14 protein-coding genes are annotated in these 21042 nt (G+C 54.7%); 9 read left to right on the forward strand and 5 right to left on the reverse strand.

The features are described 5' to 3' along the window. Positions 1-66 precede the first annotated feature (66 nt). The 8 genes from L0666_RS10155 to cysG are packed head-to-tail and all read left to right on the forward strand — an operon-like array spanning position 67 to position 10922. Positions 67-1140, forward strand: a complete 1074-nt coding sequence (locus L0666_RS10155) for an ABC transporter permease (RefSeq protein WP_235261198.1) — start codon at positions 67-69, stop codon at positions 1138-1140. A 6-nt stretch (positions 1141-1146) separates the two neighbouring features. Continuing rightward, the gene (locus L0666_RS10160) at positions 1147-2823 is read left to right on the forward strand and encodes an ABC transporter ATP-binding protein (protein WP_235261199.1); all 1677 of its coding nucleotides are present in this window, start codon (positions 1147-1149) and stop codon (positions 2821-2823) included. A 3-nt stretch (positions 2824-2826) separates the two neighbouring features. After that, a complete protein-coding gene (locus L0666_RS10165) occupies positions 2827-3246 on the forward strand; it encodes a globin family protein (RefSeq protein WP_235261200.1) in 420 nt (139 codons plus the stop codon). A gap of 3 nt (positions 3247-3249) precedes the next feature. Continuing rightward, positions 3250-5679 carry a nitrite reductase large subunit NirB gene (nirB, locus tag L0666_RS10170; RefSeq protein WP_235261201.1) on the forward strand — a complete coding sequence of 810 codons (2430 nt, stop codon included), beginning with the start codon at positions 3250-3252 and terminating at the stop codon, positions 5677-5679. Further along, a complete protein-coding gene (gene nirD, locus L0666_RS10175) occupies positions 5676-6011 on the forward strand; it encodes a nitrite reductase small subunit NirD (RefSeq protein ID WP_235261202.1) in 336 nt (111 codons plus the stop codon). The genes nirB and nirD overlap by 4 nt, the downstream gene beginning before the upstream one ends. Then, positions 6008-8587, forward strand: a complete 2580-nt coding sequence (locus L0666_RS10180; protein WP_235261203.1) for a molybdopterin-dependent oxidoreductase — start codon at positions 6008-6010, stop codon at positions 8585-8587. Before nirD ends, L0666_RS10180 begins: the two co-directional genes overlap by 4 nt. After that, positions 8584-9525 (forward strand): glycosyl transferase family protein, encoded by a 942-nt coding sequence (locus L0666_RS10185; RefSeq protein ID WP_235261204.1) that lies wholly within the window; start codon positions 8584-8586, stop codon positions 9523-9525. Before L0666_RS10180 ends, L0666_RS10185 begins: the two co-directional genes overlap by 4 nt. Then, complete coding sequence (cysG, locus tag L0666_RS10190) at positions 9522-10922, forward strand: siroheme synthase CysG (protein ID WP_235261205.1); 1401 nt, start codon at positions 9522-9524, stop codon at positions 10920-10922. The genes L0666_RS10185 and cysG overlap by 4 nt, the downstream gene beginning before the upstream one ends. 47 nt (positions 10923-10969) lie before the next feature. Here cysG and L0666_RS10195 read toward each other — a convergent pair whose 3' ends face one another. The 5 genes from L0666_RS10195 to L0666_RS10215 all read right to left on the reverse strand — a co-directional run bounded on the left by L0666_RS10195 (position 10970) and on the right by L0666_RS10215 (position 19438). Next, on the reverse strand, positions 10970-14011 hold the full coding sequence (locus L0666_RS10195; protein ID WP_235261206.1) for an efflux RND transporter permease subunit: 3042 nt from the start codon (positions 14009-14011) through the stop codon (positions 10970-10972). Between the two features lie 8 nt (positions 14012-14019). Further along, a complete protein-coding gene (locus L0666_RS10200; RefSeq protein ID WP_235261207.1) occupies positions 14020-15057 on the reverse strand; it encodes an efflux RND transporter periplasmic adaptor subunit in 1038 nt (345 codons plus the stop codon). A gap of 283 nt (positions 15058-15340) precedes the next feature. Next, entirely contained in the window at positions 15341-15772 is a 432-nt protein-coding gene (locus tag L0666_RS10205) for a universal stress protein (RefSeq protein ID WP_235261208.1), read from the reverse strand. Then, positions 15769-18384: a TRAP transporter permease gene (locus L0666_RS10210; protein WP_235261209.1), complete on the reverse strand. Its 2616-nt coding sequence runs from the start codon at positions 18382-18384 to the stop codon at positions 15769-15771. Before L0666_RS10210 ends, L0666_RS10205 begins: the two co-directional genes overlap by 4 nt. A 91-nt stretch (positions 18385-18475) precedes the next feature. Then, the gene (locus tag L0666_RS10215; protein WP_272492180.1) at positions 18476-19438 is read right to left on the reverse strand and encodes a TAXI family TRAP transporter solute-binding subunit; all 963 of its coding nucleotides are present in this window, start codon (positions 19436-19438) and stop codon (positions 18476-18478) included. A gap of 236 nt (positions 19439-19674) precedes the next feature. On the opposite strand from L0666_RS10215, the gene L0666_RS10220 reads away from it, so the two are divergent. Then, positions 19675-21006: an aspartate aminotransferase family protein gene (locus L0666_RS10220; protein WP_235261210.1), complete on the forward strand. Its 1332-nt coding sequence runs from the start codon at positions 19675-19677 to the stop codon at positions 21004-21006. Positions 21007-21042 lie beyond the last annotated feature (36 nt).

Here is a 21042-nt window from a genome sequence, read left to right on the forward strand (position 1 = left end):
CTCGTCGCGCACTCCGCGCGGCGGGCGCCCCTCTTTACAACCCCTATTCAAAATACAGGTTCCGACATGACCGCCATTGACCCAGATACACTCCAGGCAGAAGCCCGCCGCGCCCGCCGCTTTACGCGGATCAACAAAGCCGACGCATGGTTTCAGGTTTTGGGGCTGGCGTGGTTGACGCCGATCTTGAAAGCCGCGGCAGGGGACAACCCGCGCGCGCAAATGTCCGAAATCTGGCGCCTGCTTGGTGTGCCGCTTTTGGCGATTTTCCTATTTATCGGCGCTTGGGCGACTTTGGCCCCGAAAGTTCAGACTTCGTTGGGCGCTATCCCTGGTCCCGTTCAGGTTTGGGAACAGGCGGTTAACCTTAATGCCGACGCTGTTCGCGAACGCGAAAAAGAAGCGGCGTTCTACGAACGCCAAGATGTACGCAACGCGGAACTGATCGCAAATGGCAACGCGGATGACGTGCGCCAGCGGGTCTATACAGGCAAGCCGACGTACTATCAGCAAATTTGGACTTCGATCAAAACTGTGTTCTTCGGGTTCTTGATTGGTTCCGTTATCGCTATTCCGGTCGGAATTTTGGCGGGGCTTTCGGCGACTGCGAACGCTGCGATCAACCCGATCATTCAAATCTTTAAGCCCGTTAGCCCGCTGGCATGGCTGCCGATTGTCACCATGGTCGTCTCGGCTGTTTATGCCACCAACGACGGTATGTTTTCCAAGTCGTTCCTTGTGTCCGCGATTACCGTGACGCTGTGTTCGCTTTGGCCCACATTGATCAACACAGCGCTGGGCGTGTCATCCATCGATAAAGATCTGGTGAGTGTTTCCAAAGTTTTGAAAATGAGCACCTATTCAAAGATTACCAAGTTGGTTTTGCCATCTGCATTGCCATTGATCTTTACAGGTCTGCGCTTGTCCCTTGGTGTGGGCTGGATGGTTCTAATCGCCGCGGAAATGCTTGCGCAGAACCCGGGCCTTGGAAAATTCGTATGGGATGAATTCCAGAACGGCTCTTCCCAGTCTCTCGCCAAAATCATGGTTGCGGTCTTCACCATCGGTATCATCGGGTTCTTGCTCGACCGTGTGATGTTCGCCTTGCAGTCCATGTTCACCTTCACTGAGAACCGGTAAGTCATCATGAGCATTCTTTCCTTCACAAATGTGTCCAAAGGTTTCGGCCAAGGGACCAACCGGAACGAAGTCCTCAAGGACATCAATCTGGAAATCGAAGACGGTGAATTCGTAGCGATCCTGGGGTTCTCTGGAACAGGCAAATCGACCCTGATGAACCTGATTGCGGGTCTCGAAATGCCCGATACCGGTAGCGTTACCTTCAAAGGCGCGCCGATCGCAGGACCGGGCCCTGAGCGGGGCTTGATCTTCCAAAGCTATTCTTTGATGCCTTGGTTGACCGTTGGTGGAAACGTCGGGCTTGCGGTTGATGCAGTCTTTCCAAAATTGTCAAAGGCCGAGCGTCAGGAAAAGATTAACCATTATGTCGGCATGGTGGGCCTATCCCACGCGACAACGCGCCGCCCATCTGAATTGTCGGGCGGCATGCGTCAGCGTGTGTCTGTTGCCCGTGCCCTGGCGATGAACCCTGAAATGTTGTTGCTGGACGAACCGCTTAGTGCGCTTGACGCCCTTACGCGTGCCAATCTTGCTGATGAGATCCTCGATATTTGGGAAACCGATAAGAAGACCTGCATCTTGATTACCAATGATGTGGACGAGGCGATCTTGCTGGCGGACCGCATTATCCCGTTAAACCCCGACGGTACTTTAGCCGATCCAGTTAAGGTCAATATTCCGCGCCCACGGGATCGCGGTGCGATGAATGACGATGCTACTTTCAAGTCGCTCCGTGCGAGCGTTACGAAATACCTGATGGACGTTGGCATCGCGGCAAAGGTCGAAGACACTCGCCATTTGCCAGATGTTACACCGATTCATTCGGTTCCTGCGGCCGTTGCGGAAGCGCAAGAAGGCGGCATTGAAGAAAAGTATCTGAATTTCTCTCAGCTTCATAAGGTTTACCCGACACCAAAAGGTCCGCTGACTGTTGTTGAAGACTTTGATCTGAAAGTTAACAAAGGCGAGTTCATCAGTCTGATCGGCCACTCTGGCTGCGGTAAATCTACGGTACTGACCATGGCTGCGGGTCTTAACCCGATTTCAAAGGGCGCGATCCGTCTTGATGGTTGGAACGTCGAAGGTGCCGATCCCGAACGTGCAGTTGTGTTCCAATCTCCGAACCTATTCCCTTGGCTTTCGGCCAAAGAGAACGTCGCGATTGGAGTGGACAAAGTTTACCCGCGCGCGTCACAGGCAGAACGCCAAGACGTCATTGAATACTACCTTGAACGTGTTGGTTTGGCTGACAGCATGGATAAGCAAGCATCGTCTATGTCCAACGGTATGAAACAAAGGGTCGGTATTGCCCGTGCCTTTGCGCTGTCCCCAAAGCTACTATTGCTGGACGAACCGTTTGGCATGCTCGACAGCCTCACACGTTGGGAGCTTCAAGAGGTGCTGATGGAAGTTTGGTCGCGCACAAAAGTGACCGCCGTTTGTGTCACCCACGACGTCGACGAAGCCATCCTTTTGGCGGACCGCGTTGTGATGATGACCAATGGACCGCAGGCCACGATCGGCAAGATCACCGACGTAAAACTGCCGCGTCCACGCACGCGTAAGGCACTATTGGAACATCCTGATTACTACAACTACCGCGCAGAAGTCCTCGATTTCCTTGAGGAATACGAGCACGGCGCAAAGCCAAAGCCCAAAGCCAAACCGATAGCTGCGGAGTAGGTTATGAACGACGATCAGATTACGTCTGTCCAAGAAAGTTTTGCCAAGGTTGTTCCGATCAAGGATGCCGCAGCAGAAATTTTCTACAACCGCTTGTTCGAGGTCGCACCGCAGGTTCGCCCGATGTTCAAAGGTGATGTTTCAGAGCAGGGCACAAAATTGATGGCAACGTTGGGCGTTGTTGTAAACGGTCTGCGTGACCTGGAAAAGATTGTTCCCGTAGCAGAGGCACTGGCCGTTAAGCACATCGAATACGGGGTAACAGCCGAACACTATGACATCGTGGGTGCAACGTTGCTCTTCACATTAAAAGCTGGATTAGGAGACGACTTCACCGGCGAAGTCGAAGAGGCCTGGACAGCAGCATATACCACGCTTTCGGGCGTGATGGTTAATGCCGCGTATAAACCCGCTGCGGAGTAAAAAATGACCCAGAAACTTATCATCATTGGCGCAGGCATGGCGACTGGCCGCGCGCTAGAGCAACTTCTAAAGGCCGGCGGCGACTACGATGTCACGCTGTTTAACGCAGAACCTCGCGGCAACTACGATCGCATCATGCTGTCACCGGTTTTGTCTGGCGACAAGACATACGAAGAGATCGTGATCCATACTGCCGACTGGTATGAAGAAAACGGCGTAACCTGTCGTTTCGGTGAAAAGATCACATCGATTGATCGGGCTGCCAAAACGGTCACGGCCGATAACGGCGATGTACTGTCCTACGACAAGCTCTTGTTCGGGACAGGTTCCAATCCATTTATCATCCCACTCCCGGGGCATGACCTTGAAGGTGTGATCGCATACCGCGATCTGGAAGACACCGAACGCATGATGGGCCTTGGACCAGACAACAAATGTGTTGTGATTGGTGGCGGTCTTCTTGGGCTTGAGGCTGCGGCCGGTATGGCGGCACGCGGCGTTGATGTGACGGTTATTCATATCATGGGCCACTTGATGGAACGCCAACTGGATGAAGCGGCGGGTTATCTTCTGCGCAAGGCGCTGGTGGACAAAGGCATCACGGTCAAGTGTTCTGCGAACTCCAAGGAAATCTTGGGCGAGAACGGCAAGGTAAAAGCCTTACTGCTTGATGATGGCACAGAGCTGCCGTGCGATCTATTGGTGATGGCTGTTGGCATCCGCCCGAACGTCCAGCTTGCACAGGATGCAGGGTTGGCCGTGGGTAAAGGTATCCATGTCGATGACCAGATGCGCACTTCAGATGACGATGTGTTGGCGGTTGGTGAATGTGTTGAACATGACGGTGCGATCTTTGGTTTGGTTGCGCCACTTTATGATCAAGCAAAGGTCGTCGCGAAAACCTTGATGGGTGAAGACGCACAATTCGTTCAAAAAGAACTGTCGACCAAGTTGAAAGTCACGGGCTGTGATTTGTTCAGCGCTGGTGATTTTGCCGAAGGCGAAGACCGCGAAGACATCGTGTTCCGTGACCCTGCGCGCGGTGTGTATCGCCGCCTTGTCCTTCAGGGCAACCACGTCATTGGTGCAGTCATGTATGGCGACACGGCAGACAGCAATTGGTTCTTTGGCTTGATCCGCGACAAGACCGATATCGCAGACATGCGAGATACGCTCATCTTTGGGCCAGCCTACCAAGGGGGTGCCCCCTCGGACCCGCTCTCAGCCGTTGCAGCCTTACCGCGTGATGCGGAAATCTGTGGCTGTAACGGCATTTGCAAAGGTGAAATTGAAGATGCAATTGCCGCTGGTGCAGACGACCTAGCTGCGATTAAAGCTACAACAAAAGCTTCGGCGTCCTGTGGAACTTGCACAGGATTGGTTGAACAGGTTCTTGCCGTGACGTTGGGCGATGATTTTGTCATCCCAGCCGCCGCATCCGTTTGTGGCTGCACTGACATGACCCACGAAGATGTGCGGCGCATGATCAAGAGCCAAAAACTGACATCGATGCAGGCTGTTTTCCAAGAATGTGGTTGGAAGACGTCTTGCGGTTGTCACGTGTGCCGTCCTGCATTGAATTTCTATCTGCTCGCGGATTGGCCTCTCGAATATCAGGATGATCCGCAGTCACGCTTCATCAATGAACGCAAACACGCAAACATCCAAAAGGACGGCACGTTCAGCGTTGTACCACGCATGTGGGGCGGCATCACGACGCCTTCAGAACTGCGGGCGATTGCGGATGCGGCTGATAAATACATGGTGCCGACCGTTAAGGTCACAGGTGGGCAACGGATCGATCTGTTGGGCGTAAAGGGCGAAGATTTGCCAGCCATTTGGAAAGACCTGAACGATGCTGGAATGGTATCGGGCTATGCCTATTCAAAGGGACTGCGCACAGTCAAAACCTGCGTCGGGACGGACCATTGCCGCTTTGGCACGCAAGACAGCACCGGCCTTGGGATCAAGCTGGAAAAGACGCTTCACGGCGCTTGGACCCCGCATAAGCTGAAACTTGGTGTCTCAGGGTGCCCTCGAAATTGCGCTGAGTCTACGTGTAAGGATATCGGCGTGATCTGTGTCGACAGTGGTTACCAGATCAGCATCGGTGGCGCGGCGGGTATGGACGTCAAAGAAACCGAACTGTTGTTGCAGGTGCCAACGGAAGAAGACGCGATCTTTGTTATTAAGGCTGTGACACAGCTTTATCGTGAGAATGCTAAGTATCTGGACCGTATCTATAAATGGATGGCGAAGGTCGGACTCGACTGGATCACCGAACAGATAGAAGATCTCGAGAATCGCGCCGACTTAGTAGATCGTTTCGAGATTTCTCAAACCGTTTACCGCCACGATCCGTGGGCGGAGCATGTCAAGAAGGCCGATACCTATCAGCCGCTGGCAAATCTCGCATTGGAGGCCGCAGAATGAGCGACTGGATCGATATTGCCGCGCTTGATGCGGTTCCTGCACGCGGTGCGCGTTTGGTTAAAACAGCCCATGGATGTGTCGCGATTTTTCGCAACGCAATGGACGAAGTCTTTGCGCTTGATAACGCATGCCCCCATAAGAACGGCCCGTTGGCCGAAGGGATCGTCCATGGTAACGCCGTCACTTGCCCGCTCCACAATTGGGTAATTTCACTGGAAACCGGTATGGTCCAAGGGCCAGATGAAGGGCAAGTTACGACGTATCCTGCTCGCGTCGAAGACGGCCGTATCAAACTAGACGTCGCCTTTTTGAAACAACGAGCCGTCGCATGACTTTGACCAAGACAGTCTGCCCTTATTGCGGCGTTGGCTGTGGTGTTCTTGCTGGGCCTGATGGCACGATCAAAGGCGACCCAGAGCATCCTGCAAACTACGGGCGGTTGTGTTCTAAAGGGTCCGCGTTGGGCGAAACGATCGGCCTTGAAGGGCGGTTGTTGCGCCCGCAGATTGCTGGGAAAGACGCAGGTTGGGACGAAGCGCTCGATCTGATGGCTGAGAAATTCAGCGCTGCAATCCGCGAACATGGGCCGGACAGTGTTGCGATCTATGCTTCGGGCCAAATGCTTACCGAAGACTACTACGTCGCCAATAAATTCATGAAAGGCTATGTCGGGGCTGCAAATATCGACACAAATTCGAGGCTCTGCATGGCATCCTCGGTTGTTGGACATAAGCGTGCTTTCGGCACGGATACCGTTCCGGGCACCTATGAAGACCTCGAAGACGCTGATCTGATTGTGCTCGTTGGGTCCAACCTTGCGTGGTGCCATCCTGTCTTGCACCAACGGATCGCGGCGGCCAAAGAGGCGCGCCCGACAATGAAGATCGTCAACATCGATCCACGAAAGACCGCGACGACAGCGCTGGCGGATTTGCACTTGCGCGTGGCACCAGATGGCGATGTGGCACTGTTCAACGGGCTTTTGGCCCACCTTGCGGATACGAATGCTCTTGATGCGGGTTTCATAGATCGGCACGTCAATGGCCACCAAGCGGCGGTGACGCAAGCGCGTCTGGACGATCCTGAAGAAAGCGGATTGGCCAAGGATGAATTAGCCGAGTTCTATGGGCTTTGGGCGGGTACCGAAAAAGTCGTTACCGTCTATTCCCAAGGCGTCAATCAATCGTCCTGCGGCACTGACAAGGTAAACGCGATCATCAATTGTCACCTTGCGACGGGCCGTATCGGCATACCGGGCATGGGACCGTTTTCCGTCACAGGCCAGCCCAACGCCATGGGCGGTCGCGAAGTCGGCGGCATGGCAAATATGCTGGCCAACCACCTCGACATTGAAAACGCCGATCACCGTGCGGGGGTGCAAGCGTTCTGGAACAGCCCCACAATCGCACCCCATGCGGGACTAAAGGCGGTCGATCTGTTCGACGCGTGTGCGGCCGGAAAGATCAAGGCGCTTTGGGTGATTTCAACCAATCCAGCCGTTAGCCTGCCTGACGCAGATGGCGTCGCGAACGCCATCAAGAACGTCCCGTTTGTGGCGGTTTCCGATATCAATGCGCGCACCGATACGGGTGATTTGGCGGATGTCCTTTTGCCTGCTACGGGATGGGGCGAAAAAGACGGAAGCGTCACCAATTCTGAACGTCGTGTTTCACGCCAGCGCGCGTTTTTGCCGACCCCCGGTGAGGCCCGCCCAGATTGGCAGATCATCTGTGGTGTCGCGACCCGTATGGGCTGGGGCGACGCCTTTGCATTTGGGTCTCCTTCCGAAGTATTTGCTGAATATATTGCGCTGTCTGCAGCGACTGAAAACTTCGAGCGTGATCTGGATCTTAGTATTTTTGCGGATGTCGATTATGCAGATCTGATACCGACACAGTGGCCGCAAAATGGTCGCCGTTTCTTTGCGGACGGTAAATTCTATCATGCCGATGGTAAGGCGAAGATGCTACCTGTCTGTGCTCCTGAACCAAAGGAACGCGACGCGTTTACTCTGAACACAGGGCGTAACCGCGATCAGTGGCATACGATGTCACGCAGCGGCAAAGCCCCGCGATTGGGCGCACATTTGGCTGAGCCATACGCTGAAATTCATCCTGATGACGCAGCAGCTTTGGCGATCACGTCCGGTGACCTAATTAAACTAAGCAATGGATTTGGTGCATCCGTGGTTCGTGCGCTTATCACCGATCGCACGGCGAAACGTCAAATTTTCACGCCCATGCATTGGACGCGTCAACAAAGCAGTGCGGGTTGGATAAATAATCTTGCAGCGCCAATTTCTGATCCGTTTTCGGGGCAACCGGCTTCCAAAAACAATGCTGTTGATGCGGCCAAGTTTGACGCCAAATGGTATGGCTTCGCCGCCAGCGCGGCTGAGCTCAACCCAAAAGGGGATTACGCCGCGGTTGCGCGGTCTTTGTCGGGATGGCAGGGCGAGTATGCTGGTCTGACGGTTCCGAACGACTGGGAAGATTTAGCACGTGGTTTGATGGACGTTGACGGGGCAACCGTTTCAGAGGCTCGCGATGCCGATGGACGATATACGCGGCTAGCATTTTATAAGGACGAAACACTGGTCGGGATGTTTTTCGCCAGCCCAACGCCAGTAACATTGGCACGTACTCATGCGGTGTCCTTGATCGGCACAGCGACCCCACCATTACAAGCGCTTGCCGGGCGTAGTGGTGCTGATCAGCCCGATCCGGGCGCGACGGTTTGTGCCTGTTTGAACGTCGGTATCAACACGCTGCGCACAGCTATCGCAGAAGGCGCCAATAGCGTCGAAGCCTTGGGCGAGGCGACCTGTGCGGGGACGAATTGCGGGTCCTGTAAGCCAGAGCTTGAAAGCCTGCTGGCGCAGTGCGCAGTTCCAATGGCTGCCGAATGACCCTAGCACCATACGTTCGCATCGTCGCACAAGGAAAGGGGCGCGCGCGCGCTTTCACCCAAGACGAAGCCGAGAAGGCGATGACAATCATCTTATCAGGCAATGGCGCCCCCGAAGCGGTTGGAGCGATCTTGATGGTGTTGCGCCTGCGTGGTGAAACGGACGCTGAGATCGCAGGATTTACGGCTGCTTTGCGTAAAGCGACGCCGGACCTGCCGACCGCTGATCTGGATTGGCCGTGTTATGCCGCCGGCCGCACGCGCGGTGCGCCGCTATTTGTGCTGGCCGCTAAACTGGTGGCGCAGGCGGGTTATACGGTCTCGATGCATGGTTGGAACTCCCACCAAAGCACGGCTGCGGATTTACGCGATGCAATGGACCAGGTGGCGATTGAGGGCGACGGTCTGTCGTATCAACCGCTTGAAACGCTTAGTCCTGCGGCGTTCGAGGTGCTGAAGCTGCGCGATACGTTCGGGTTACGCAGCTGTATCAATACCGTTCTGCGTATGTGGAACCCGAGCGGCGCGGGCACAACTGTGCAAGGCGTTTTTCATCCGTCTTATCGCGGGCTGCAATCACGCGCGGCTGCACTTTTGGGCGACCGAAACTTGACCGTTATTAAGGGTGGGGGCGGCGAGTTTGAACGAAATCCCGCCAAAAGTACTGCGATTTTTGGCCTGCGCAATGGCGTGGAGTTGGACGAAAGCACCGGGGCATTGCTGGATGATACGCGCCGCCTCCATGAACCATCCCAAAGCGTTGATTTGGCCGCCCTATGGCTTGGCTCGCAGGACGACCCATTCGCCACAACGACAGTGATCGGCACCGCCGCTTTGGCGCTGTGGTCCTTGGGCGCAACGGACACTGTGCCCAAAGCAAACGACATGGCGCGCGACCTTTGGATCGACCGTCACTCACAAACGAGGATTTCAGCATGAAGACTTTCCCAATGTTTCTGCAAATGCAGGGCCGTCGTGTCATCATTGCAGGCGGTGGTGAGCAGGCTGCGCAAAAATGCCGATTGATCCTAAAGACAGAAGCCGCAATCACAATTATTGCGCCGTCGCTTGATCCTGAACTGTCGGACCTTCACGGACAGGGCCGGATAAAATGGAGCGCTGCGACGGTCACTGCGCCGGACTTTGCAGATGCGGCGCTCGTGTTTATTGCGACGGGCTGTCCTGCCGCGGACGCGAGCCTTCATGTGTTGGCCAAGTCCGTCGGCGCGACCGTGAATGTCGTGGATCAACCGGACTTGTGTGATGCGATTACTCCGTCGATTGTGGATCGCTCTCCGGTGGTTGTGGCGATTGGAACAGAGGGCACGGCCCCAGTGTTGGCCCGTCAAATCAAAACCCGCGTTGAGGAAATGTTGGAGCCGCGTCTTGGTGATCTTGCTGCCCTTGCCGGGCGTCTGCGCGATCGGGCTGCGATGCGTCTTGGCCCGCGGATGCGGCGTGATTTGTGGCGTTGGGTCTTTGCTGGCCCTGCGCGTGACGCTCATTCACGGGGTGGCGAACGCGAAGCCGCGCGCATGATCAAAGAAGCGATTGATACCGCGTCCTTCGGAGCGAGCAATGAGGGAACGGTTGCGTTGGTCGGGGCAGGACCTGGGTGCAAAGACCTTATCACCATGCGCGGAGTGCAACGGCTGCAAGAAGCAGACGTCATCTATTATGATCGACTGGTCGATCCTGAAATCCTCGACCTTGCCCGCCGCGATGCTGAGCGGGTTTATGTTGGCAAAGCACCGGGGTGCCATCACTGGCCGCAGGATAAGATATCTGGTGTTTTGGTGGCTGCTGCACGTCAGGGCAAACGGGTCGTGCGCCTTAAATGCGGTGACCCGGGTGTCTTTGCACGTGGGGCTGAAGAAGCTGATGCGCTGAACGCTGCAGGGATTGCCTACGAAATCGTCCCCGGTGTTACTGCGGCAAGTGCGGCGTCTGCTGCGCTGGGTGGGTTCATGACTGAACGCGGAACATGCGATACGCTGGTGCTGGCGACGGGGCGTTCGGAAGTTGCGGGTAAAACGCCTGAATGGTTGAACATCCTGCATCCCGGAACACGGGTTGCTGTCTATATGGGCGTAGGGGCCGCATCGAACATCGCGGATGCATTGCAGCAATCAGGCCTAGAGGACCATGTTGAAATCAGCATTGTGTCGCGTGCTCAGCAGGCGGATCAAACAATTGCGCGTTGCTGCGCGTCTACCTTGGTGGACACAATCAAGACGAAAGATATATCTAACCCTGCGATCTTGTTTTTGACTCGCCCACATGTTGGTACCGCCCAGCATCAAATGGCACCGCACGCTGTCTTGGCAGAGGCCTAAAGGCCTAAGGCGTTGGCCCAAGGGAAGGGCCAACGCACCCCCGCAAGCTATGCGGTGGCCAATTGGCGTTCGGCGGACCGTTTGAAGAAGACGTAGTACAGCACGGGTGCCGCAATCAGCGTAAGTACCGATGCGAACGCCAAGCCACCCATAATTGTCACAGCCATTGACTGGAAGAATGCGTCGCTGATCAGAGGCAACATTCCAAGGATCGTTGTGGCCGCAGCAAGGAACACGGGCCGCAGTCGCGACGTGGATGCGTTTACAATAGCATCTACCAACGGAAGCTCGGGTTCCGCAGCGCGGGTCAAATCGATTTCTTCGATCAGGACGATCCCGTTTTTGATCAACATTCCAGAAAGCGACAGTAGGCCAAGAAGGGCCGTAAAGGTGAAAGGCAGACCCGCACCAAGCAGACCAAGACTAACACCGTTGACGGCCATTGGCACCAAAAGCCAAATGATGATCGGCTGGCGCAAAGCGTTGAACAAAAGCACCGAAATCAAAACCATGATGATGATGCTGAATGGCAATTGTCCAGCAAGGGACGCCTGCGCATCTGAAGAGCTTTCCAATTCACCACCCCATTCCATTGTGTATCCACTGGGAATGCTCATGTCTTCGATGACATCGCGCACTTCTGCCAGAACTTCGGAGGCGGTCATATCGCGTGGGATGTCAGCGCCGACAGTGATCACATCCGCACGGTCACGTCGCAGAAGCAACGTGTCTTGGGGTTCGAAAACGAACCCGTCGGTGACTTGCTCCATGGAAACGTAACCACCGGCACTGTCGGAATAGATGACTTGATCGGCCAAGGACAAATCACTGTCACGTGGAACGCGGACCGTAATCGGAATCTGGCGATCGCCTTCGCGGAACGTACCTGCTGCCAAACCTTCGACTGCGAATTGCAGGGTCTGTGTTATGTCAGACCTTGAAACGCCAGCATCCTGAGCGCGGTCCTCGGAATAGATCGGGCGCAAAATTAGTTCGCGTTCACGCCAGTCGTGACGCGGCGCGACGATGTTCTCGGATGTGTCACTCAGACGCGCAATCGCTTCGTCGGCAAGATCACGCAGGACGTCAGGGTCGCCGCCTGAAAAACGCACTTCGATCGGGGCGCCACCACCTGGGCCGAATGCCAAGCGCTTGACGCGGAACTCGCCTTGCGGGACCGCGGATAGGGCAAAGGCCTCAAGCTCGTTCATTTCGTCTTCGATGACGTCGAGTGATGTGACGCGCACGATCAGATGGCCGTAACCGGGGTTCGGGTCTTCACTGTCGTAGGTCAACATGAACCGTGATGCCCCCATGCCGATGAAGGCAGAAGTCGCGGTGACGTCTTCGCGGCTGGATAGCCAGTTTTCGAGCACAGCCATGTCGTCGGATGTCTGGCTGATTGATGCACCTTGCGGCAGTTTGTAGTGCACGAAGTAAAGCGGCGTGTTGCTGTCAGGGAAGAACTGCTGCTTGATCTGGCCAAATAGTGCAAAGCAGACGACCGTTGTGCCAATCAAGCCTGCGATGACGATCCAACGCAGCTTGATACAGGCCCGCAGCACAGCAGAGTAGGTCCTGAACAAAACACCGTCGTATCCGCCACTTTGCAGATCATCGCCTTGTTTGAAAAAGAAATGCCCTAACAAAGGCGTAACCGTCAGGGCCAAGACCCATGACAACAAAAGCGAAATCGCAATCACGGCAAACAGAGAAAACAGAAATTCACCGGTCGCATCAGGACTAAGCCCAATACCAGCAAAGGCCATGATCCCAATCACGGTCGCGCCGAGCAATGGAATTTGCGTCTTGCTAGCCGCTTCGGTCGCCGCGTCACGGGAGTTACGACCGCGGTGCATTGAAATCTGCATGCCCTCTGCCACCACGATGGCGTTGTCGACAAGCATCCCCATCGCAATAATCAAAGCGCCCAGAGAAATCCGCTCCATTTCAATCGAACCAAGCGCCATGAAGAACAGTGTGCCCAGAACCGTCAGGAACAAAGTTGATCCTACCACAACGGCGGCACGCCAACCCATGAAAATGGCCAGCACGACAACAACGATTGCTACGGACATAGCAAGGTTGATCAAAAATGCGTTGGACGCTTCTTCGACGACAACATGTTGTTGGTAGATCGGTTCAATCGCAATCCCGAGAGGAATGTCCGCGCGAAGCATATCGAGATGCGCATCAACGCGCTTCCCGACTTCCACGATGTTTTCCGAGGCAATCCCTGCAACGCCCAACGTAAAAGCTTCTACTCCGTTGTGACGCACAATCAGGTCTGGGTTTGCTTCTCGACCTCGAAAGACGTCGGCAAAGTTTGACAGGTTTACGACTTCGCCGCCGACACCGATCGATAGGGAGGCGATTTCTGAAACGCTGTCGGACCCGTAAGGACGTTGGATGATTGTACGCCCTTCGGTGTTCTGGAGAGTGCCGCCATCGACCACTTCGTTGGCGCCTGAAATCGCAGATACGATCGCCGCAGGTGGGATGCCCATATTGGTCAGCAACGCCATCTCGGGTTCGATGTAGATGACTTCGTTAGGGACGCCAGACAGGCTTACGTCGGACACGCCGTCCACGCTTAGCAATTCGCGACGCAGGTAAGTCGAAAGATTGTTAATCTCGGCGTCCGTGTATCCTGTCGCTGTGACGGCGTAATACATGCCATAGACGTCGCCGAAGTTGTCGTTCACAAATGGAACGGAGGTGCCGCTGGGTAGGGAAGCATCGCCAACCCGGTTGCGTAATTTTGTCCAAATTTCAGGTAGTTCCGTGCCGTCGTACTGGGCGCGCATATTGACCGTGATCCACGACAACCCGGGTTGGTTCATCGTCTGGATGTCATCGACTTCACCCATCTTCTGGATCTGGGATTCGATGGGTTCAGAGACCTCAAGCGCGACTTCTTGTGCCGAGGCGCCGGGGTATTGGGTCACGACAATTGCGGTCTTGATGGTAAATGCAGGGTCTTCTAGTCGTCCAAGCGAATTAAAACCCCAAAGGCCGCCCAGAAGGCAGATGAGCATTACGATCCAAGTATAGATCGGGCGGTTGATCGACAGGCGTGCAATATCCATGATCGGTCTTAATCCCCAAAGCCGGTAAAACGACGCACTGCGTCTCCATCAGTCAAACTTGCTGCGCCAATCGAGACGTATTCTTGACCCGTTTCGAGCCCAGATAGGACCGTCACGTCGCCACTATTCGTCGGCGCAATTTCAACAGGCGTTCTGACAACAGTGCCATCCACGTCGTTTGTCGGCGTGAAGACCATAACGCTGGTCGAATTGTCATTTTCGATAACAATCGCAGAGGCAGGTACCTCCATATGGCTAACGCCTGTATCCAAAAGCGCGGTCACTTTGGCGGACGATCCGGGTAGAAGGCTCAGTCCGTCCTGCGGTTCCATTCCGAGTGTGATCGTATACGTCTGACCGATCTGAGCTGTCTCGGCGTTGAATTCTTTTATGTCGAGCGGGTATTGGCCTTCATGTGCTGGGAATTCGGCAAACACAGTTACGTCAGCGTCCTTACCAGCGCGTTGGAACAGTTGCTCTGGAACGTCGATTTCAATCCGAACATCGGACATATCATGGAGCCGCACCACTGGCGTCCCGACTGCCACCGTCGAAAAGTTTGGCTGTAGTCGTGCGGCCACGATGGCGTCAAAGGGCGCGTGGAGTGTTGCGTTGTCTAGCTCGCGCTCCGCATTTCTAAGGGCGATGGCGCTGAGTTCTTGCTGTGTCTCTGCGTCCAAGAGGTTGCTTTCAGCGACGGCGCTCCCAACGAGTTGTTGATACCGATCAGCCGTCCGCGCCGCTTGAGTTTGTTGGGCCGATGCCTCTGCGAGGGCCAATTCAAACGGTTGTTGATCCATCATGGCGACCAGATCACCCTGCGCAATGAATGTGCCTTCTTCGACGGGGAATTCTACGATCTGCCCGCCGACCTGAAATGCCAAGTCTACCGTTTGGCGCGCCACAACTTGGCCAAAGAAGACATGTCTTTCGTCTTCTTCTCCAGCGCTTGCCGTTTCGATCTTAACGGTGGGGCCGTCTGCCTGTGCCGCTAGGGGCATCACGGCGGCGGACATGAGCATTGCGATCTTGATCAACGTTTGCACCGGCGTTTCCTTTGTTCAAATTTGGCGAGCTATTGGCGGGCCTGTTTACGGCATCTGATACTGCGTCCGGCGGGTTTCAAGGCTTGTTTCATTTGCTGGATCAGAAAAGAATCCGGACATGAAAGACCCTGAAATTGAGTGGCAGGAGACTCAGCCGTGGATCGCACTAATTGTTTAGTATGGGGGGGCATCTATCGCGTCAACACTGAACGAAATGTTGTGCGAAACATCGGATCGCAATCCGGAACACAGCGGCCACCAAAGCGGCCGCTGTGAGTGTTGGTTATCTAACGACGTAGACGGAACAGTTTGAATGTCGCACGACGCGTGCGGCATTGGGGCCAAGCAGGTAGTCCTTAAAATCTGCTCGGTGGGCACCGATGACGATCAGGCCGGCCTTGGACAGTTTGGCTGCCTTCAACACCTCTTCGTAGACGCTTCCGACGGCCACTAAGTGACGAACGTCTTTGTTTGCCTCTGCTCCGATCACATCCGCGGCCATTTCATTAAGCAGCTTGGCGGCACCGTCCTGAGCGGACTTGACATCGTGGTCTTTGAAATAGGCGCTGACGACGTTTGCACCAAAATCAGGGACGACCGTGATGACATCCAACTGGGCCCCATCAAGATCGGCCAGTTTCTTGGCTTCCTTGACGACTTGGGCTTCGTCTTTGGGACGGTTGATGTCGACTGCGCAAAGTATTGTCTTGATCATGCGACTTCTCCTTCGCGTAGGGTTGCTGGTGCTGCTCGGCCTTTTTGCAGGAATGCAATCAAGGCGAGCAACAGTAGGGCGGGGATCCAGATGAGTTCCTTTGGCATCTGATTGGAAGCGACCTGCACAGAGCTGATTGCAACCGGTTCGTCACCGTAGAAGTCAAAGGATGAAAGTGCATCGGACAGTTCTGTACCGAAACCCGGTTCATCCATGTTCTGGGCGTCACCATCGGCCACCAGAACGATACCGAGAGCATCAAGGCGCGCATCGGCCCCTTCGACATCTGGAACAGTCAATGGAACGGTGATGTCCTTCATTTCGAACGTGTCAAAGTCAGGTCCTGAGATGACTGTGCGCAATGAACTACCTGGTTCCGCATCGGCAAGAGCCTGAGAGAATGCGGCGGGTTCAATGTCATCGAACGGTGGCTGGATCTGGTTCATAAAGAACCCAGGGCGGAACAATGCAAAGGCAATAACCAGCATCGCAACGGTTTCCCAAATGCGGTTCTTTGTGAGGAACCAACCCATTGTTGCCGCCGTGAACACCAAGATCCCGATCGTCGCCGTTATGAAGACGATTATCCCTTGTGCAATCGTCACATCAATCAACAAGAGGTCCGTGTTGAAGATGAATACGAAGGGCAAGGCCACTGTGCGCAGGCTGTAGAAGAAGGCAGTGAACCCAGTACGGATCGCATCACCACCTGAAACAGCAGCGGCAGCGAAACTCGCCAATCCTACGGGGGGCGTCACATCCGCCATGATCCCGAAGTAGAAGACGAACAGGTGAACAGCGATTAGTGGGACAACTAATCCAGACTGTGCACCTAGTTCGACCACAACGGCGACCATAAGGGATGACACTACGATGTAGTTCGCCGTCGTTGGGAGCCCCATGCCAAGGATCAGCGACAAGATTGCCACGAAGATCAGCATGAGGATCAGGTTACCTCCGGAGAGGAATTCAACAAAGTCCGCCATTACTTGGCCGATGCCAGTCAAGGACACTGTGCCAACGATGATACCCGCAGTTGCAGTCGCAAGACCGATACCGATCATGTTGCGGGCGCCATCAATCATGCCTTCGATCAAATCAATCAAACCTGCTTTGAGGCGGCTGATTGGATTTGCTTCGCCACGAAAGAATGCTTTGAGCGTTTTCTGTGTCAGCAGGATGCCGAACAACATGAATGTTGCCCAGAATGCGGACAGGCCCGGGGATTTGCGTTCGATCATCAGGAAGTAAACCAGAACGATGATCGGCAGCAGGTAGTACAGGCCAGACTTGTAGATTTTCGCGAGGTCTGGAAGTTCGACAACCTCGGCATTCGGATCATCGGGTTCCAAGTCTTCGACCTGCGCCGCAAGGTAGATTAGGCCGACGTAGACCAGAGCAAGCAATACCGTCAATATCAGACCGGAGCCTTCTGGGAACATCGATACGATGGCCGCTACCGGATACTGGGTGGCATAGCACAGCAGAGCGAAACCAGCGAAGAAACCGAACATCCCCAACACGGTGTTGAACATGTTAACAACTTTGTTGCCGATGGTTGGCATGTTGTTTTTCACCGCTTCAAGGTGAACGATGTAAACCAAAGCGATGTAGCTAATGATCGCTGGTAGGAACGCGTGAGTGATGACTTCGACGTAGGAAATGCCCACATATTCCACCATCAAAAAGGCCGCAGCCCCCATAACAGGTGGCATGATCTGGCCGTTCACAGAGGATGCAACCTCAACAGAGCCAGCTTTTTCGGCGCTAAATCCAACGCGTTTCATGAGTGGAATGGTGAAGGTACCTGTTGTCACAACGTTTGCGATAGAAGACCCGGAAATCAGGCCCGTTGCAGCAGACCCGACAACGGCTGCCTTAGCAGGACCACCACGAAGGTGACCCAATGCGCCAAAGGCCATCTTGATGAAGTAGTTGCCAGCGCCCGCTTTATCGAGAAGGGCACCAAACAACACGAACAGGAATACAAATCGAGTGGAAACCCCAAGGGCGATCCCGAACACACCCTCAGATGTGATCCACATGTGGCTCATGGCTTTACGCAAAGAAGCACCAGCCCAACGGATTTGGTCAGGCACAACTTCGGAAGATCCAAAGAATACGTAGGCAAGGAACACAACCGCCAAGAGGACCATCACAGGGCCCAATGTGCGGTATGCGGCGATGAATAGGAAAATCAGACCCGCAAGTGCGAAATAGGAATCCGAGTGATCTGCAAGCCCACCATTTCCAACGATTTTATCATAGAAAAAGTAGCCGTAGAGCGCGAGGAACGCGCCGCCTAGTCCAAGGATCCAATCATACCAAGGAATGCTGTCGCGGGGGCTGTTTTTGAACAATGGATAGGCCATTGCCGACAAGAAAATAGCAAAAGCGAGGTGGATTTGACGGGAGTTGTTGATCAAGTCCCCTGGCAAAACATAAGGACCAATCGGAGACGCAAGAAGCACTTGAAAGCTCGACCAGAGCAGCGCTGTGATTGCGATCATTTTACCAATTGCGCCAGCAGGACTTCGGGCACCACTGTCGCTGGCGGCGACAAGCTCCTGAAGTTCTTCCTCGCTTAGCGCGCGATTTTCTGTGGTTGTCATAAGTCCCCCTGTCGCCGGTTTCCGGCTGATCGTGTTTCGCGTTCCGGGGCCGAAAGGATCGGCCCCGGGGTTGTTGTGGGTAAGGTGGCGATTACTCGATCAGGCCAGCTTCTTCGTAGTACTTGGCAGCGCCGTCATGCAGCGGAGCGGACAGGCCGGCAGATGCCATGTCAGCTGGTTCCAAGTTTGCGAATGCAGGGTGCAAGCCGCGGAAATCGTCGATGTTGTCGAACACGGACTTAACCAGTGTGTAAACGACGTCTTCAGACACATCAGCGGAGCTGACGAAAGTCGCGCCGACACCAAATGTCATGACGTCTTCGTCGTTACCGCGGTACATGCCGCCCGGGATTGTTGCTGAACGGTAGAAGGAGTTATCTTCAATCAGCTGAGCCACAACATCGCCGGACACTTCAACAAGCACGGAATCACATGCTGTTGTCGCTTCAGAGATGGAACCGGAAGGGTGACCAACAGTGTAAACCATCGCATCGATCTGGTTGTCGCAAAGTGCTGCGGACTGCTCGGACGCTTTCAGTTCTGTGGCCAGTGCGAAATCGTCAGTTGTCCAACCGAGGGCTTCCATAAGAACTTCCATTGTGCCGCGTTGGCCGGAACCGGGGTTGCCGATGTTGACGCGCTTGCCCTGAAGGTCCTCGAACGATGTGATGCCACTGTCAGCACGCGCCACAACCGTGAACGGCTCAGGGTGGACTGAGAAAACAGCGCGCAGGTTTTCGAATGGACCTGACTCTTCGAAGCGGGATGTGCCGTTGTAGGCGTGGTACTGCCAGTCGGATTGGGCAACACCAAATTCCAATTCGCCTTCGCGGATTGTGTTGATGTTGTAGACCGAACCGCCTGTGGATTCGACGGAACAGCGGACACCGTGGTCACGGCGGCCTTGGTTAACCAAGCGGCAAATCGCGCCACCAGTTGGGTAATAGACACCAGTTACACCACCGGTACCGATTGTGATGAACTCTTCGGCCATGACGGTAGGCGCTGACATTGTAGCAGCGACCGCAACGGCGGCAAAAGTTGAGGTTTTCATTCGGATCATTGACGTTCTCCCAAGAACTAATTTGTTTTGGGACGGGTAATTGCGAGCATTGGCATAGCGCCGTTGCCCGTCTTGTTGTTCCGCCCCAGTGCAGCAATGCAGGAGATTCCTGCTTGTCCCTCGACTGTCTCAGTGAGGGCGAAACCTGTCTATGCGCGTAACTACCTATATCCTGACGACCCAAGTCATGAGAGGGTTTCGGCAAAATTGGGTCGGAGTTTCCCGCCATGAATCACGTTTTTCCACGCCATTCAAAATCGTTGCCGCCCACTGGTCTTGCGGGGGATGGGGTTTATTTGATCGACGAAAACGGTAATCGCTATTTCGATGGATCGGGCGGTGCTGCGGTGTCTTGTTTGGGGCACAGCGACCAAGACGTAATCAAAGCGATCAAAGATCAGCTTTATAGTATGGCCTTTGCCCACACAAGTTTTTTGTCGTCGCGCCCTGCCGAACAGTTAGCAGATAAGCTGATCGAACATGCCCCCGAAGGTTTGGATCGCGTTTACTTTGTCTCCGGCGGATCAGAGGCGGTTGAGGCGGCGTTGAAACTGGCGCGTCAATACTATGTCGAGATTGGCCAGCCTGAACGGTCCAAGATCATTGCTCGTCGTCAAAGTTATCATGGCAATACCTTGGGTGCGCTGGCTGTCGGTGGCAATGAATGGCGCCGCGCCCCGTTTGCGCCGTTACTTATGGACGTTAGTCACATCGCGCCCTGTTATGCCTACCGCGAACAGCATGAAGGCGAGACAGAGGCCGACTTTGGCTTGCGGATGGCCGACGAGTTGGAAGCAGAAATCCTGCGGCTTGGCGAGGATCAAGTCATGGCCTTCGTCGCTGAACCTGTTGTCGGCGCCACCCTTGGGGCGGTACCAGCGGCGGACGGCTATTTCAAACGCATCCGTGAAATCTGCGATCAGTATGGTGTCTTGCTCATCCTTGATGAAGTCATGTGCGGGATGGGGCGAACCGGCACGTTATTTGCTTGCGAACATGACGACATCAGCCCTGATATTTGCACAATCGCTAAGGGTCTTGGGGCGGGGTACCAGCCTATCGGGGCTACGCTGTGTTCATCCAAAATATACAATGCGATCGAACAGGGCAGCGGGTTTTTCCAACATGGCCATACCTATGTCGGACACCCAACAGCCTGTGCGGCGGGGCTGGCGGTGGTGGATAAACTTACCTCTGGCTTAGTGGATGGCGTCACTGCGAAAGGTGAGGTGTTACAGGATATGCTGCGTGCAGCACTGGGCCAACATGCGAACGTGGGCGATATTCGCGGACGTGGATTGTTTGTCGGCGTCGAGTTCGTGAAAGACCGCGATACCAAAGACTGCCTTGATCCAGCGATGAAGTTTAACGCAAAGCTCAAGAAGGCCGCATTTGCCCATGGCTTGATTTGTTATCCTATGGGCGGGACAGTTGATGGGGTCCAAGGGGACCATGTGTTGCTGGCGCCGCCGTTTATTTCCACGATGGATCATCTTGACGAAGTTGTACAAAAATTGACAGCAGCGGTTGATACCGTCACGGCCGATCTGGGACTATGACTTGATCTGCAACGAAGAACCTAACACAGTTCACTC

Source organism: Octadecabacter algicola (genome assembly GCF_021532625.1).
Lineage (GTDB): Bacteria > Pseudomonadota > Alphaproteobacteria > Rhodobacterales > Rhodobacteraceae > Octadecabacter > Octadecabacter algicola.